13 protein-coding genes and 2 other RNA genes are annotated in these 13,479 nt (G+C 66.1%); 5 read left to right on the top strand and 10 right to left on the bottom strand.

The features are described 5' to 3' along the window. Window positions 1-210: 210 nt before the first annotated feature. The gene (hemL, locus tag AC06DU_RS16340) at window positions 211-1,500 is read right to left on the bottom strand and encodes a glutamate-1-semialdehyde 2,1-aminomutase (RefSeq protein ID WP_024938103.1); all 1,290 of its coding nucleotides are present in this window, start codon (window positions 1,498-1,500) and stop codon (window positions 211-213) included. A gap of 308 nt (window positions 1,501-1,808) precedes the next feature. On the opposite strand from hemL, the gene AC06DU_RS16335 reads away from it, so the two are divergent. Then, complete coding sequence (locus AC06DU_RS16335) at window positions 1,809-4,985, top strand: TonB-dependent receptor (RefSeq protein WP_024938104.1); 3,177 nt, start codon at window positions 1,809-1,811, stop codon at window positions 4,983-4,985. Between the two features lie 688 nt (window positions 4,986-5,673). Here AC06DU_RS16335 and thiE read toward each other — a convergent pair. Next, a complete protein-coding gene (thiE, locus tag AC06DU_RS16330; RefSeq protein ID WP_440585157.1) occupies window positions 5,674-6,297 on the bottom strand; it encodes a thiamine phosphate synthase in 624 nt (207 codons plus the stop codon). A gap of 23 nt (window positions 6,298-6,320) precedes the next feature. Here thiE and AC06DU_RS16325 point away from each other — a divergent pair, with 23 nt between their 5' ends. Beyond that, a complete protein-coding gene (locus AC06DU_RS16325; RefSeq protein ID WP_024938106.1) occupies window positions 6,321-6,560 on the top strand; it encodes a rubredoxin in 240 nt (79 codons plus the stop codon). A 60-nt stretch (window positions 6,561-6,620) separates the two neighbouring features. Then, a non-coding RNA gene (locus AC06DU_RS16320) (sX9 sRNA) lies at window positions 6,621-6,697 on the top strand. Between the two features lie 104 nt (window positions 6,698-6,801). Here AC06DU_RS16320 and AC06DU_RS16315 read toward each other — a convergent pair. The 8 genes from AC06DU_RS16315 to AC06DU_RS16280 all read right to left on the bottom strand — a co-directional run bounded on the left by AC06DU_RS16315 (window position 6,802) and on the right by AC06DU_RS16280 (window position 11,210). Next, complete coding sequence (locus AC06DU_RS16315) at window positions 6,802-7,683, bottom strand: SirB1 family protein (protein ID WP_065032792.1); 882 nt, start codon at window positions 7,681-7,683, stop codon at window positions 6,802-6,804. Between the two features lie 40 nt (window positions 7,684-7,723). After that, on the bottom strand, window positions 7,724-8,173 hold the full coding sequence (locus AC06DU_RS16310; RefSeq protein ID WP_039512415.1) for a DUF192 domain-containing protein: 450 nt from the start codon (window positions 8,171-8,173) through the stop codon (window positions 7,724-7,726). Window positions 8,174-8,336: 163 nt separating this feature from the next. Further along, a complete protein-coding gene (gene rpiA, locus AC06DU_RS16305) occupies window positions 8,337-8,984 on the bottom strand; it encodes a ribose-5-phosphate isomerase RpiA (protein WP_016903557.1) in 648 nt (215 codons plus the stop codon). Window positions 8,985-9,096: 112 nt separating this feature from the next. Continuing rightward, window positions 9,097-9,567, bottom strand: a complete 471-nt coding sequence (locus AC06DU_RS16300) for an EVE domain-containing protein (RefSeq protein ID WP_478202841.1) — start codon at window positions 9,565-9,567, stop codon at window positions 9,097-9,099. Next, the gene (locus AC06DU_RS16295; protein ID WP_478202840.1) at window positions 9,564-10,154 is read right to left on the bottom strand and encodes a 5-formyltetrahydrofolate cyclo-ligase; all 591 of its coding nucleotides are present in this window, start codon (window positions 10,152-10,154) and stop codon (window positions 9,564-9,566) included. Before AC06DU_RS16295 ends, AC06DU_RS16300 begins: the two co-directional genes overlap by 4 nt. A gap of 257 nt (window positions 10,155-10,411) precedes the next feature. Next, a non-coding RNA gene (gene ssrS / locus AC06DU_RS16290) (6S RNA) lies at window positions 10,412-10,596 on the bottom strand. Window positions 10,597-10,692: 96 nt separating this feature from the next. Then, window positions 10,693-10,992 carry a cell division protein ZapA gene (locus AC06DU_RS16285; protein WP_039512407.1) on the bottom strand — a complete coding sequence of 100 codons (300 nt, stop codon included), beginning with the start codon at window positions 10,990-10,992 and terminating at the stop codon, window positions 10,693-10,695. Continuing rightward, complete coding sequence (locus AC06DU_RS16280; protein WP_024938110.1) at window positions 10,989-11,210, bottom strand: TIGR02449 family protein; 222 nt, start codon at window positions 11,208-11,210, stop codon at window positions 10,989-10,991. Before AC06DU_RS16280 ends, AC06DU_RS16285 begins: the two co-directional genes overlap by 4 nt. Before the next feature lie 236 nt (window positions 11,211-11,446). Between AC06DU_RS16280 and AC06DU_RS16275 the strand changes: the two genes are divergently transcribed. Together AC06DU_RS16275 and AC06DU_RS16270 are read left to right on the top strand one after the other, a co-directional pair. Beyond that, window positions 11,447-11,989, top strand: a complete 543-nt coding sequence (locus AC06DU_RS16275; RefSeq protein WP_024938111.1) for a YecA/YgfB family protein — start codon at window positions 11,447-11,449, stop codon at window positions 11,987-11,989. Between the two features lie 13 nt (window positions 11,990-12,002). Next, window positions 12,003-13,343 (top strand): aminopeptidase P N-terminal domain-containing protein, encoded by a 1,341-nt coding sequence (locus AC06DU_RS16270; RefSeq protein ID WP_478202839.1) that lies wholly within the window; start codon window positions 12,003-12,005, stop codon window positions 13,341-13,343. The last annotated feature ends 136 nt before the right edge of the window (window positions 13,344-13,479 follow it).

Raw genomic sequence — 13,479 nt, 5'->3', positions numbered from 1 at the left:
ACGCCATGGGCCCGGACACGACGCCGGCGCCGCGCCTGTTCAGCGTCGGCGCGGTGTCGAGATACACATCAGGCATCGCCGATGGCGCGAGCCTTGCGGCCAGCGCCATCGGTGAGCATCGCGAGGCACGCGATCACGCCTGGCTTTCAACGCCACACAAGGTCAGCGTGTCCGTGCCAGCTCGCAGACAAGACGACGTCCGAAGACGCCTCAGTGCGCCACTTCCGCAAACGCCTCGCGCGCGGCGGCCAGCGTGGCCTCGATCACTGCCGCGTCGTGCGCGCTGGACATGAAGCCGGCCTCGTAGGCCGACGGCGCCAGATACACGCCCCGCTGCAGCATCGCGTGGAAGAAACGGTTGAAGGTGGTGATGTCGCAGGCAGTGGCCTGCGCGTAGCTCTCCACGATCTCGTCGGTGAAGAACAATCCGAACATGCCTCCGACCTGATTGGTGGTGACGGCAATGCCGGCCGCGCGCGCGGCATCTTCCAGTCCTTCGCACAATACGCTGGTGGCCTCGCTCAGGCGGGCGTGGAAGCCCGGCTCCTGCACCAGCTCCAGCATCGCCAGGCCCGCCGCCATCGCCACCGGGTTACCCGACAAGGTGCCGGCCTGGTAGATCGGGCCGGCTGGGGCAATCTGCTCCATCAAGTCGCGCCGGCCGCCGTACGCACCCACCGGCATGCCGCCGCCGATGATCTTGCCGAAGGTGCTCAGGTCCGGGGTGACCCCGTAATGCGCCTGCGCGCCACCGAGCGCGACGCGGAAACCGGTCATCACCTCGTCGAAGATCAGCAGTGCGCCATGCCGGGTGCACAGCGTGCGCAGATGCTGCAGGTAGCCGGCCTGCGGCGGAATGCAGTTGGCGTTGCCGACCACCGGTTCGATGATCACTGCCGCCACGTCGGCGCCGATCTCGTCGAACAGGGCGGTGGCGCCTTCGAAGTCGTTGAAGCTGAGTGTGGCGGTCAGCTCGCTGAGGCCGGACGGCACGCCCGGCGAGGTCGGCACGCCCAGGGTCAGCATGCCGCTGCCGGCCTTGACCAGGAACGAGTCGCCATGGCCGTGATAGCAGCCTTCGAACTTGACGATGCGGTTGCGCCCGGTGGCGCCGCGCGCCAGGCGCACCGCCGACAGCGTGGCTTCGGTGCCGGAATTGACCATGCGCACCATCTCGCAGGACGGCACCAGCCGGTGGATCGTCTCGGCCATGGTGACTTCGGCCGCACACGGCGCACCGAATGACAGGCCGTCGCGGATCGCGCGCTCCACCGCTTCGCGTACTGCCGGGTGATTGTGGCCGGCAATCATCGGCCCCCACGAGCCCACGTAGTCGATGTAGCGGTTGTCGTCCACGTCATACAGATACGGGCCATCGGCGCGCGCCACGAAGAACGGCTCGCCGCCGACCGACTTGAATGCACGCACCGGTGAGTTGACGCCGCCGGGCAGCAGCGTCTGCGCCTGGGCGAACAGGGCGTGGGAGCGGGTGTGGTTCATGCGCGCAGATCCTTGAGTGGTACCGAGTGGGGGCGGCGCAGCCCGACTGCGGGCAGCGCATTCGCCATTGTCAGGCTTGCGGCCCCTGTCCGCCTACCCACCAGGTGCCTGCCTACCCGTCGGAGCGGGCGGGTAGGGCAACCCGGCTGCCTATGATCGAACGGGACGGTATCGACGGTTTGGCATGAGCAGATGACCTGCGGTCATTGGCCTCCTGCGGCGGATGTTCAGAGAGTGTGATTCCGGTAGCCATTGGCGCCGTTCATTTTTGTCGCGTTGCCGACAGTTCCAGACTTGGGGGAGACAGCATGAACCGTAGTATCCAGAAGCGTGCCTTGGCGTTGGCGCTGGTCGTGGCCATGGGGAGCGTCCACGCGCAGTCCACCAGCGGCAGCATCGTCGGCAGCGTGGGGCAGAGCAGCGGCACCAGCGTGCTGGTGGAAAACAACAGCGGGTTCAGCCGCGAAGTGCCGGTGGATGCGCGCGGCCGTTACACCGCCGGCAACCTGCCGCTGGGCACCTACAAGGTCACCGTCAAGCGCGACGGCGCGGTGGTGGAGACGCGCGAGAACGTCGCGATCACCGTCGGCGCCAACACCGACGTCTCGTTCGCTGCCGCGTCGGGCAGCGGCATGCAGACCCTGGACAGCGTGACCGTCACCGCCGCAGGCCTGACCACCATCGACGTCAGCAGCGTGGACACTCGCACCGTGGTCACTGCCGAGCAGTTGCAGCAACTGCCGCTGGGCCGCACCGCCGAGGCAATCGCGCTGCTCGCACCGGGCGTGGTGGTCAACAGCGGCGGTTTCGACAATGGCCCGCTCGGCGGCTCGCTGCCCAGCTTCGGCGGCTCGGCCGCCAGCGAAAACGCCTATTACCTCAACGGCTTCAACACCACCACCATCAGCAACAACCTGGGCGGCCTGACCCTGCCGTACGGTGCCATCGACCAGCAGGAAATCTTCACCGGCGGCTACGGCGCGCAGTACGGCCGCGCCAATGGCGGCGTGATCAACCAGATCGGCAAGCGTGGCACCAACGAGTGGAAGTTTGGCGCGGCGGTGATCTGGGAGCCGAACGGTCTCAAGGCCAACCAGCGCGACATCTACTGGCGCCCGGACAGCCAGGGCAGCACGATCAACAACGCCGCCTACCGCTACGCGCGCTCGGCCAATGGCCTGTATCAGCCGGCGAGCGAGGCCGAAGCCAACCAGACCACCTACAGCGCCTATGTCGGCGGGCCGATCATCCAGGACAAGCTGTTCTTCTTCCTGGCTGCCGAACAGGTGGATTCGGACGGCGTACGCGTCGGCACCAATCGCGACACCGACAACGGCCGCACCGGCGGTCTCACCGATTACGACTACAAGCAGAAGCGCTGGTACGCCAAGGTGGACTGGAACATCACCGACAATCACCTGATCGAGGTGACCGGCGCCAGCGACGAGGCAGAGACCAATGGGTCGATCTACCGCTACGACTACGTCAATCGCCAGCGTGGCAGCTATTTCACCGACGAGTCCACCTGGAAGACCGGCCCGACCCTGTTCACCGGCAAGTACACCGGCTACCTCAGCGACAACCTCACCGTGACCGCGCTGTACGGCAAGATGAAAACGCCCGATGAGCTGACGCCCTTCAACTACAACGCGGCCGGCGGGCCGGTCATCAACAGTGCCGCGCTGCAGAATCCGGCCTACACCGGCGGCACACCGCGCATCGGCAATCAGCTGGTCACCTCGGTCAGTTCACCGGATCGCGAATACAAGAAAGACAATCAACGCCTGAATCTGGAATGGCGCATCGGCCACCACACGCTCAACTTCGGTATCGATAACCAGAAGTCCGAGGGTATCGATGTGGGCTCGGTGCTGTCCGGCCCGGGCTTTGCGTGGACCTATGGCCAGACCAACGATCCCAATGGCCTGCGGACGGGCGGGCTGGTCAGCCAGTCGGCCAACGAAGCCGGCGGCATCGGCGCACCGAGCCCGGGCCTGGTCGATCCGGTCAACGGGTCCAGCGGTTATTACGTGGTGCGCAACATCAACACCAGCCTGTATTCCTACGAGGCCAAGCAACGCGCCTACTACATCGAAGACAAATGGCAGGTCACCGACAACCTGCTGCTGAGCATCGGCCTGCGCAAGGACGAGTTCACCAACTACACCCCGTTCGGCGACCCCTACATCGAAGTGGATAATGCCTGGGCGCCGCGGCTGGGTTTCAGCTGGGACGTCAACGGCGATTCCAGCCTGAAGGTGTTCGGCAACGTGGGCCGTTATTACCTCGGCCTGCCGTTGTCGGCAGTGAGCCTGTTCACCCCGGCCACCACCACCGATACCTACTTCACCTACAGCGGCATCAACGCCGATGGCACGCCGATCCTGGCACAGCAGCTGGGGTCGGCGGTGTCGGCCAACTCGCGTTTCGGACGCATCGCCGACGTGCGCACCGCGGTGGTCAAGGACATCGAAGGCGAGAACCAGGACGAGGTCATCCTCGGTTTCACCAAGCAGCTGGACACCGGCTGGGTGCTGGGCGTGCGCGGCACGCATCGCCGCCTCAATGCGGGGATCGACGATCAGAACTACGACGTTTCCAATACGGCGTTGATTGCCGCTGCGGCCGCCCAGGGTGTCACCATCGACTTCTCGCAGGTTGCCGGTGCATCGCTGATCAATCCGGGCCAGACCAACACCTGGGGCGTGATCGGCACCGATGGCCAGTTCCACGAAGTGTCGGTGAGCCGCGAGGCGGCCGGTTTCCCGAAGTTCAAGCGCAATTACTCGGCGGTCGAATTCAATCTGGAGCGCCCGTTCGACGGCAAGTGGTACGCCAAGGTCAACTACGTCTGGTCGCATAGCTACGGCACCACCGAAGGTCAGGTGCGTTCTGACCTGTGGCGCACCGGCGGCGCTTTGGGCAGCTACCAGGGCCAGGCCTCGGTTTCCACCACGCAGAGCTGGGACCACGCGGCGCTGATGGAGCACTTCAACGGCGATCAATCCAACGATCACCGTCATCAGCTCAAGCTGTTCGGTTTCTACCAGTTCACTCCGCAATGGGGTGCGTCGGCCAACTTCAGCCTGATCTCGGGCGCGCCGCACAATTGCCTGGGCAACTACTACGGCGACAACTACACCGGCACCGACCCGGCCGGCTACGGTGGCAGCGCGATCACCGGCGGCCCTTACCACTACTGCTACAACCCGGAGACCGGCACCGGCGTGGCGTCGCCTCCCGGCTCGCAGGGGCGGCTGGGCTGGATCGCGCAGCTCGACATGGGCGTGACCTACAAGCCGGCATTTGCCGCCGGCAAGCTGGCACTGCGCTTTGACGTGTTCAACATCACCAACGAGCAGACCGCAACCAACATCTACCCGTTCTCGCAGCTGCCCGACAACACCACCAATCCGCTCTGGGATCAGGTGGTGGCCTACCAGGCACCGCGCTCGGGCCGGGTGACATTGAGCTACGACTTCTAACCGCGCCAGGCGATAAGGTCGGTCCCGGCAGCGACGCGTGATGGCACGCGTCGCTGCCTTGTTGTCTGTACGTCACGTCGCCATTCGTATGCGCTGATGGAGGATTGGTCGCGCGCATAGATCAGTCGTAGAGCGGTTGATCTGCAGTTTGGCTGCGGGCCCCTTGCCCGCCCACCACCGCAGGACACGCCGCAAGTACGTCCCTGTAGGCTCTTACGCGGCATCCATGCCGCGTAAGGTCCCGCGACGGTGAGCGGGCAAGGACCAGTCGAGATGGTCGGTGTGCGTGGTTGCAAGCAGGGCATGGCGTGCGCTGGTCGAATCACTATGCGTCAACCAGCTTCCCGCCACCTCCCTATCGCAAGCCGAGCAGTGGACAAGCTTTCAACACGCGACCTGCAAGCGCCTCACCTGCCACCGTAAGCCGCGCAACAAGCTCTCAAGAAAACAGCCGGCAAATTTCCTGGTGCGGTGTCCTTGCCGATTGCGGGACCCTTGGCGGCATGGATGCCGCCAAGCAGCCTCCATGGACGGATTCACGGCGTGTTCCGCGAGCGGTGAGGGCACCGCGCCCTCGACCCACCGAGCTTTTGATTGCATCCAATAAACGACGCTTCGACTCTAGTCTCGGTCTCTTGTGTCTTCGCTTGCGCGTGTCGCGGGTGATGTCTGTCGTCTGTCAGCCACGCTAGCGTGCAAACCCGGCCCGATATGCCTGCACTGCCGCGAGCGGGTCCGGCGCGGCGTACACGCCGCTGACCACTGCAATCAACTCGGCACCTGCAGCCACCAAGCCGGGCACCTGCGCAGCCGCGATGCCACCGATCGCCACGCGCGGCACTCCCAGCGCTGCGGCTTGCTGCAGCAACGCCGGCGTGGCGCGACGTGTGGTCACCTTGGTGGTGGTCGGGAAGAACGCGCCGAAGGCAACGTAGCTGGCGCCGGCCGCGACCGCTGCGCGCGCGCGCGCAATCTCGTCGTAGCACGACACCCCGATGATGGCCTGTTCGCCCAACAGCGCACGTGCGGCTGCCGCCTCGCCATCGTCTTCGCCCAGGTGCACGCCCTGCGCGCCCACCTGTCGTGCCAGCTGCGCATCGTCGTTGATGATCAACGGCACATCGTGCGCAGCGCACGCCTCGCGCAGCGCGCTGGCCTGTTCCAGGCGCAGCGCCGCAGTGGCCTGCTTGTTGCGGTACTGCAGCCAGGTGACAGCGGGCAGCAGCGGCAAGGTGCGCGCGATCAGGCGCGCGGTGTCGGGTTCGTCGGGCGTGATGAGGTAGACGCCGCGGGCATTGTGCAGGTCGGGCATGGCAGCGCTTCCGGAAGCGGTGGGTGGGATGGGACAATGCAGCCCCACCGTTGCGTGACCGCGATTATCCGATGAGCGAGACATCCACGACCACCTACCGCACCTGGATGTGCGTCGTCTGCGGGTTTCTCTACCACGAGGCCGACGGCATCCCCGAAGAAGGCATCGCCCCGGGCACCGCCTGGCAAGACGTTCCCGACACCTGGACCTGCCCGGATTGCGGCGTGACCAAGGACGACTTCGAGATGGTCGAGATCGACTGAGAGCGGCTAACAAAACTACTGCGCCGCCGTCAGGCGGGCGCTGCGGTGCGCGGGATCGGCATGTACCACTCGTACACTCCGGCTCTGAGCGCGCCGTCCGCACCCACCTGACGACCGCTCGCTACGTTTTATTCGCCGCTCTAGTGCCTTGGCGGCGCAGCTGGATCGCTGCGTTTTTCGCGCCACAACATCGCCGGCACAGGTTCGCATGGTGCTGGCGAGGGCCTTGCAGGCTGTGTTTTCAGTGCGCGCGCGCGCGCTGACTGTTCAGTTCGACCAGATGTTCGTGCAGATTGGCCGCGTCCTGCGCACTGGGATTGAGCTGCAGATAACGCGACAGATCGTGGCGTGCGCCGTTGCGGTGGCCCAGGTGCAGATAGGCCATGCCGCGATCGCGTAACGCCTCGGGCTGGTCCGGCACCAGCTTCAGGATGCGGTCGGCACTGCGCGCGGCGCGGTCCCAGTGCTCGGCATCGGCGTAGACGCCGTGCAGATTGCGCAGGATGCGGATCAGGATCGCGCGATGCGGTGCGGGGTCGAGGATCTGCGCCAGGGCGCGGTCGTCGGGGATCTCGCCACCCAGGTGCGGACGCGCGCGCTCGCGCAGCTCGTCCACGCCCAGCGGGCGGCCGCCGTTGAACGGATCCATGACCAGCACGCCGTCGTCCACCGGCAAACGCACCAGGAAATGCCCGGGAAACGACACGCCCGCCAGCGGAATGCCCAGCCGGCGCGCGACTTCGATCTGCACCATCGCCAGCGAGATCGGGTTGCCCAGGCGGCGTTCGAAGACCTGGTTGAGGTAGCTGTTGCGCGGGTCGTAGTACTCGTCGTGATTGCCCGAATAGCCCAGCTCGTCGAACAGGTAGCGATTGACCGCGGCCATCTTCAGCGGCCACAGGTCGATCGCCTCCACCTCGCGGCGCAGGTGCTCGACGTGGCTTTGCACCAGCGTGTCGTACAGCTCGGCGTCCAGCTGCGGATACTCGTCGCGCGCGATCAGCAGCGCGGTGGACATCAACGGCACTGCGTCGTCGTCCAGGCTGGCGAGCGCAGTCCAATGGGGAAGTGGGAGCATGTCGACCATGTTGCCAAGAGTGTCGGCAAGCGGCGCGTGGTTCAAGTCCGGTACTTCCTGACAGGAAGGGCCTGTCGCATGAGATTCACTTGAGCTTTGGGATATCCGGGCTCAGGGTCAGGCTGGCGCCGTCCTGCAGGTTGAGCCTGGCGGCCTGGCCGGCATTGAGTTCCAGCACGTAACGCGCCGGGCGCTTGCTGGGGTAGGGCGGGCAGGCATCGCCGGCCGAACACGGCGGCACGTCGCGCTGCTGCGACACCAGCCGGCGCTCATTGTCGAAATACAGGATATCCAGCGCGATCTTGGTGTTCTTCATCCAGTACGCCAGCGGTTCCTGGCGGTCGTGGACGAACAGCATGCCGTGATCGTCGGCCATGGCATCGCGAAACATCAGGCCTTTGGCGCGGTCGGCATCGTTCTGCGCCAGCTCCACCTGGTAGCGCGTGCCGGCCAGTTCCACCCAGCTGCCGCCGCTGCTGGCGCAGCCGCTGAGCAGGATCAACAACGCAAGGGCGAGGAGGCAAAGACGGCGCATGCGGCATACCAGTGGGCGGGGATGCCGCACCATCTGCCAAGCGGCCGCGTGCGTCAAGCCGCTGTGGTGCGTCGTACCGTCATCGCAGGTGACAGGAGTCCGACCCGCTGTCGCTTCGCAACGCGGGCCGCAACTGCGTATGCGCGTGCTTGCACGCGATCGCTCAGATCACCCGCGGCGGCTCGCCACCGACGATCACCACATCGGCCGGGCGACGCGCGAACAGGCCCACGCAGACCACGCCAGGAATCTGGTTCAGGCTGCGCTCCAGCGCCACCGGGTCGGTGATCTGCAGGTTGTGCACGTCCAGCACCACGTTGCCGTTGTCGGTGACCACGCCATCGCGCCATACCGGCTGACCACCGGTGAGCGCCAGGATCTGGCGGGCCACCAGGCTGCGCGCCATCGGAATCACTTCCACCGGCAGCGGGAACTTGCCCAGCACCGGCACCTGCTTGCTCGGGTCGACGATGCAGATGAAGCGCTCGCTGGCTTCGGCAATGATCTTCTCGCGCGTCAACGCTGCGCCGCCGCCCTTGATCAGGCAACGGTTCGGGTCGCACTCGTCGGCACCATCCACGTACAGCGACAGATTGCCGGTGTGGTTGAGATCCAGCACCTCGATGCCATGGCGCCTGAGCTGCGCGCTGCTCTGCTCGGAGCTGGACACCGCCCCCTTGATGCGGTGGCTGATGCGGCCCAAGGCATCGATGAAGTAGGCCACCGTCGAACCGGTACCGACCCCGACGATCATGCCGTCTTCCACGTAATCGATCGCTTTTTCGGCGGCCAGGCGTTTTGCTTCGGACATTTGGGGGCTCGGGATTGGGGAATCGGGATTGGGGAATCGGGATTGGGGAATCGCAAGAGCGGCTGGGCTGAGCGGGATTTGCAAATCGCAAATCCCGAATCTCTACTCCCGGCTACTCCATCGCCAGCAACAATTTCCACTGCGCGGCGGTCACCGGCAGGATCGACAGGCGGTTGCCGCGGGCGATCAGCGGGAAGCCTTCGCCCAGTGCGTCGGCCTGCTGCTTGATTTCGTCCAGTGCGATCGTGCGCGTGAGCTTGCGCTCGAAGGCCACGTCCACCAGCATCCAGCGCGGATTTTCGCGGGTGGCCTTGGGGTCGTGGTAGTCGGATTTGGGATCGAACTGGGTGTCGTCCGGATATGCGGCGCTGGCGACCTTGGCGATGCCGACAATGCCCGGCACCTTGCAGTTGGAGTGGTAGAACAACACCCCATCGCCGACATGCATGCCGTCGCGCATGAAGTTGCGTGCCTGGTAGTTGCGCACGCCGTTCCACGGTTCGGTGCCGACGCGTTCCAGATCATCGATGGAAAACGTGTCCGGCTCGGACTTCATCAACCAGTAGCGCTTGCGGGCAGTCATTCGGAAACGGCGTCGTCTTTCAGGAAGGTGGCGTGTTCGGTGCAGATCGCATCCACCGCCACGTCCCAGGATTCGATGGGCAGGGAGGGCAGCTGCTGCGCGGCGAAGCCGACGCCGACCAGCCAGGGCGGCGGCGTCTGGCGATGCCGGAACGCGAAGCTGCGATCATACCAGCCGCCTCCCATGCCCAGCCGCCGGCACTGCGCGTCGAAGCCGGTCAACGGCGTCACCACCAGCGCCATCTCCTCGGGTGCAAGCAGCTCGGCGCGTGCCACGTCCGGCTCGGGGATGCCGTAGCGGTTGCTGACCAGCCCCTGGCCCGGCCGCCACGGCGCAAAGCGCAGGACGCGCCCGTCCAGCACCGGCAGGCAATAGCGCACGCCGGCCGGCAGGCTCAGTTGCCAGCGATGCAGCGCGATTTCACCATCCATCGCCCAGTACCCGGCCACCGCGCCGGTCTGCGGCGCGAACGGCAGCGCCAGCAGGCGCTCGGCCAGCGCATCGGCGGCTGCCAGGCGCTGCGCTGCGGGCAGGCTGCGGCGCAGCGCGCGCAACTGCTGGCGCAAGGCGTCTCGGTCGTCGGTCATGGCGTCTCGCAGCGATAGGCGGAGGGATATTGTCGATGGCGTGGACGCGCCTGACTAGCTGCGCGTGTCCCACCGATCGCCGGTGCCCGCAAGTCTCTCGCCTGTCGCTGAGCGCGTGCGTGCAGCACTGGCAACGTTGCGGCGCACGCACGCATGTCTTGGCGTAGTCATTACAACAGCGGCGCAGCCGAACTGCGCGTGCCGCGCGTTTCAGACACGCAAAAAGAAACGGCGCCCGAAGGCGCCGTTTCAGATTTGCATTCTCCGCCGTGAACGATGCGGGCGAAACGACCTTGAACCCGGGGTTCAAGTGGGGACGTTGTGAGGCCATCGGGCTTCCCGCTACAAGGCGGACTTGCACTCCCGGCTTCGTCGCGCCCCCGTGGTCGTAATTAAGGGACAAGGCGAATGTTTTGCACGCTGTCGTTTACAGCAGAGAACGCAGGTGAAGTATAGACCTCTGCTGCGCGATGGCTAGCCCATTCGTCGGCCGGCGCAATTGAAAGTTCATATTTGCGACGACAGTGCGAACTGCACCTCAACGCGGTGTGTCGGACACGCTGTCCAGGCGGCGATTCAAGCTGTCCAGCGTATTGGCCAATTCACGGTCGTACAGCGCTTGCTGATCGCGCAGCTGCTGCAATTCGTGCGCCAGATTGAGTGCGGCCAGCACCGCAACGCGGTCCACCGCTGCCATGCGATTGCTGCCGCGAATCTCGCGCATGCGCAGATCCAGCAGGCGCGCCGCAGCGGTGAGGCTCTCGCGTTCCTCGGCGGTGACGCCAACGGTGTATTCACGATCCAGAATACGCACGCTGACCGGCTCGTTGTTGCTCACGTGTGCTGCTCCAGGGATTTCAAGCGCACGATCATCGCTTCCACGCGCGAGCGCGCCTGTTCGTTTTTGGTCAGCAATTGCGCTCGCTCGCCGATCAACTGCTCCTGCTGGTGACGCAGGCTGCGGTTTTCGTCGGTCAACCGCTGGCTGCGCTCGACCAAGGCCTCCACACGGGCGGCAAGTGCGCGGATCTGGGCGAGGGCAGCGGCGTTGTCCATACGCTCACGATAGGGGCGCGTGCGCGCGGCGGTCAAGCGCCCGATCGCAGCCCGCTTACCCGCCGTCAGGCCAATCCCGACAAGGGCTTGCACCGCGCCCGGCGCGGCCGGCGCCACGCGCGTGGACCCCGTAGGGAACGCGCCGCTGGCGGCCGACGCGGGGTGCCTTGATACACTGGGAAGTCAAATCGCTGGCCCATGCGCCGGCACCTTCTGTTCCCAGCCTGGATGACCCGATGGATCTGCCCGATGTAACCGCTGTGCAAAACGAAAGTCGCCAGCTGGAGTTGGCTTCCTCCGCAGCGGAGTTGCATGGCGGGCTGTGCGGGTGGCTCTCCGGCGGCGGTGCCGACAGCGGCGACTGGCTGGCGCGCATCCTGGCCGACACCGCGCAGGTGGCACCCAGGCAGGGCGGGGCGCTGGACCAGATGCGGCAGGCCACGGTGGCGCAGCTGGAAGACCGCGATTTCGCCTTCGAACTGCTGCTGATCGATGACGGCGCACCGCTGGCGGCGCGTACCGATGCCTTGTTCGACTGGTGTCGTGCCTTTCTGGGTGGCTTCGGCCTGGCGGCGCAGCAGCGCCCGGCACTGACCGAAGAGGGCGAAGAGGCGCTGCAGGACCTGGCGCGGCTGGCGCAGGCGTCCAGCGACGATTTCGATGCGGCCGACGAAGACGACACCGCCCTGGCGGAGATCGAGGAGTTCGTGCGCGTGGCGGTGCTGTTGCTGCATGGCGACTGCGTGATGGGGCCGCGCTTCCGCCAACGTCTGAACTGACCGCACGACCGCCATGAAAAAACTCACCGGGATCGGCGCGGCCGAGTACGCGCGTCGGCGCAAGCAGCTGATGCAGATGGCCGGCGATCAGGCCATCCTGATCCTGCCGGCCGCGCCCGAGCGGGTGCGCAGCCACGACACCCACTACCCGTATCGGCAGGATTCGGATTTCTGGTATCTGAGCGGCTTCCCGGAGCCGGAAGCGGTGCTGGTGCTGGTGCCGGGCCGCAAGCATGGCGAGGCGATCCTGTTCTGCCGCGAGCGCGATGCCGAGCGTGAGGCCTGGGATGGCCCGCGCGAGGGCCAGGACGGCGCGGTGGAGCGCTACGGCATGGACGATGCGTACCCCATCGACGACGTCGACGAGATCCTGCCGGGCCTGCTGGAAGGGCGCAGCCGCGTCTATTACCACTTCGGGCGCGATGTCGACTTCGACCTCAAGCTGATCGGCTGGCTCAAGCGCGTGCGCGAGCAGGTGCGCCACGGCGCGCAGCCGCCGCACGAATTCCTCGAGCTCGGGCATCTGCTGCACGAGCAGCGGCTGTTCAAGTCGCGCGACGAAATCGCCTTGATGCAGCACGCCGCCGACATCAGCGTGCGCGCGCATCGCGCCGCCATGCGGCTGGCGCGGCCGGGTGTGCACGAGTACGAACTGCAGGCCGAGGTGGAGTGTGCGTTCCGCGCCGCCGATGCGTGGCCGGCGTACGGCAGCATCGTCGGCACCGGCAGCAATGCCTGCGTGCTGCACTACCGCGCCAACAATGCGCGCAGCCGCGATGGCGAACTGGTGCTGATCGATGCCGGCGCCGAGTACCGCGGCTACGCGGCCGATATCACCCGCACCTTTCCGGTCAACGGCCGTTTCACCCCGGCGCAGCGTGCGCTGCACGATCTGGTCGGCGCTGCGCAGGCTGCCGCACTGGCGCAGGCGCGCCCCGGCGTGCCCTACGAAGCCGGCCATCTGGCCGCGGTGCAGACCCTGACCGAAGGACTGCTGCAGTTGGGCCTGCTCAAGGGCAAGCTGGAGCGCAATATCGCCGACGGCCATTACAAGCGCTTCTATCGGCACAAGACCGGCCACTGGCTGGGGCTGGATGTGCACGATGTGGGCGACTACCGGTTGGCTGGCGACTCGCGTCTGCTCGAGCCCGGCATGGTGTTCACCATCGAGCCGGGGCTCTACATCTCCGCCGACGACACCACGGTGGAGGCCAGATGGCGCGGCATCGGCATCCGCACCGAAGACAATGTGCTGATCACCGCCGACGGCCATCGGGTGCTGACCGATGCGCTGGCGCGCAGCGCCGACGAGATCGAAGCGGAGATGGCGGACCGCGACGCGTTGCGCGCATAGCGCGGTCATGCCGCCATGAGCCGCCGTGACCTGAATCGGTGCATTGCCTTGCGAGCCACACGCGCAGTACCGGCTTGGTTGAGATTGCGCGGCGTATCCGGCTGAGGACGGCGGCGCTCGGGCCGCGCCGGGCGCC

It is taken from the genome of Xanthomonas sp. NCPPB 3200, assembly GCF_056393585.1.
This window is presented reverse-complemented; position numbering and strand designations above follow the sequence as displayed.

Bases quoted from the DNA above. Each gene is read 5' to 3' on its own strand.
- AC06DU_RS16310 (WP_039512415.1), bottom strand. From the start codon at position 8,173: ATGCGCCGTCTTTGCCTCCTCGCCCTTGCGTTGTTGATCCTGCTCAGC.
- AC06DU_RS16295 (WP_478202840.1), bottom strand. From the start codon at position 10,154: ATGACCGACGACCGAGACGCCTTGCGCCAGCAGTTGCGCGCGCTGCGC.
- AC06DU_RS16280 (WP_024938110.1), bottom strand. From the start codon at position 11,210: ATGGACAACGCCGCTGCCCTCGCCCAGATCCGCGCACTTGCCGCCCGT.
- hemL (WP_024938103.1), bottom strand. From the start codon at position 1,500: ATGAACCACACCCGCTCCCACGCCCTGTTCGCCCAGGCGCAGACGCTG.
- rpiA (WP_016903557.1), bottom strand. From the start codon at position 8,984: ATGTCCGAAGCAAAACGCCTGGCCGCCGAAAAAGCGATCGATTACGTG.
- AC06DU_RS16275 (WP_024938111.1), top strand. From the start codon at position 11,447: ATGGATCTGCCCGATGTAACCGCTGTGCAAAACGAAAGTCGCCAGCTG.
- AC06DU_RS16335 (WP_024938104.1), top strand. From the start codon at position 1,809: ATGAACCGTAGTATCCAGAAGCGTGCCTTGGCGTTGGCGCTGGTCGTG.
- AC06DU_RS16300 (WP_478202841.1), bottom strand. From the start codon at position 9,567: ATGACTGCCCGCAAGCGCTACTGGTTGATGAAGTCCGAGCCGGACACG.
- thiE (WP_440585157.1), bottom strand. From the start codon at position 6,297: ATGCCCGACCTGCACAATGCCCGCGGCGTCTACCTCATCACGCCCGAC.
- AC06DU_RS16270 (WP_478202839.1), top strand. From the start codon at position 12,003: ATGAAAAAACTCACCGGGATCGGCGCGGCCGAGTACGCGCGTCGGCGC.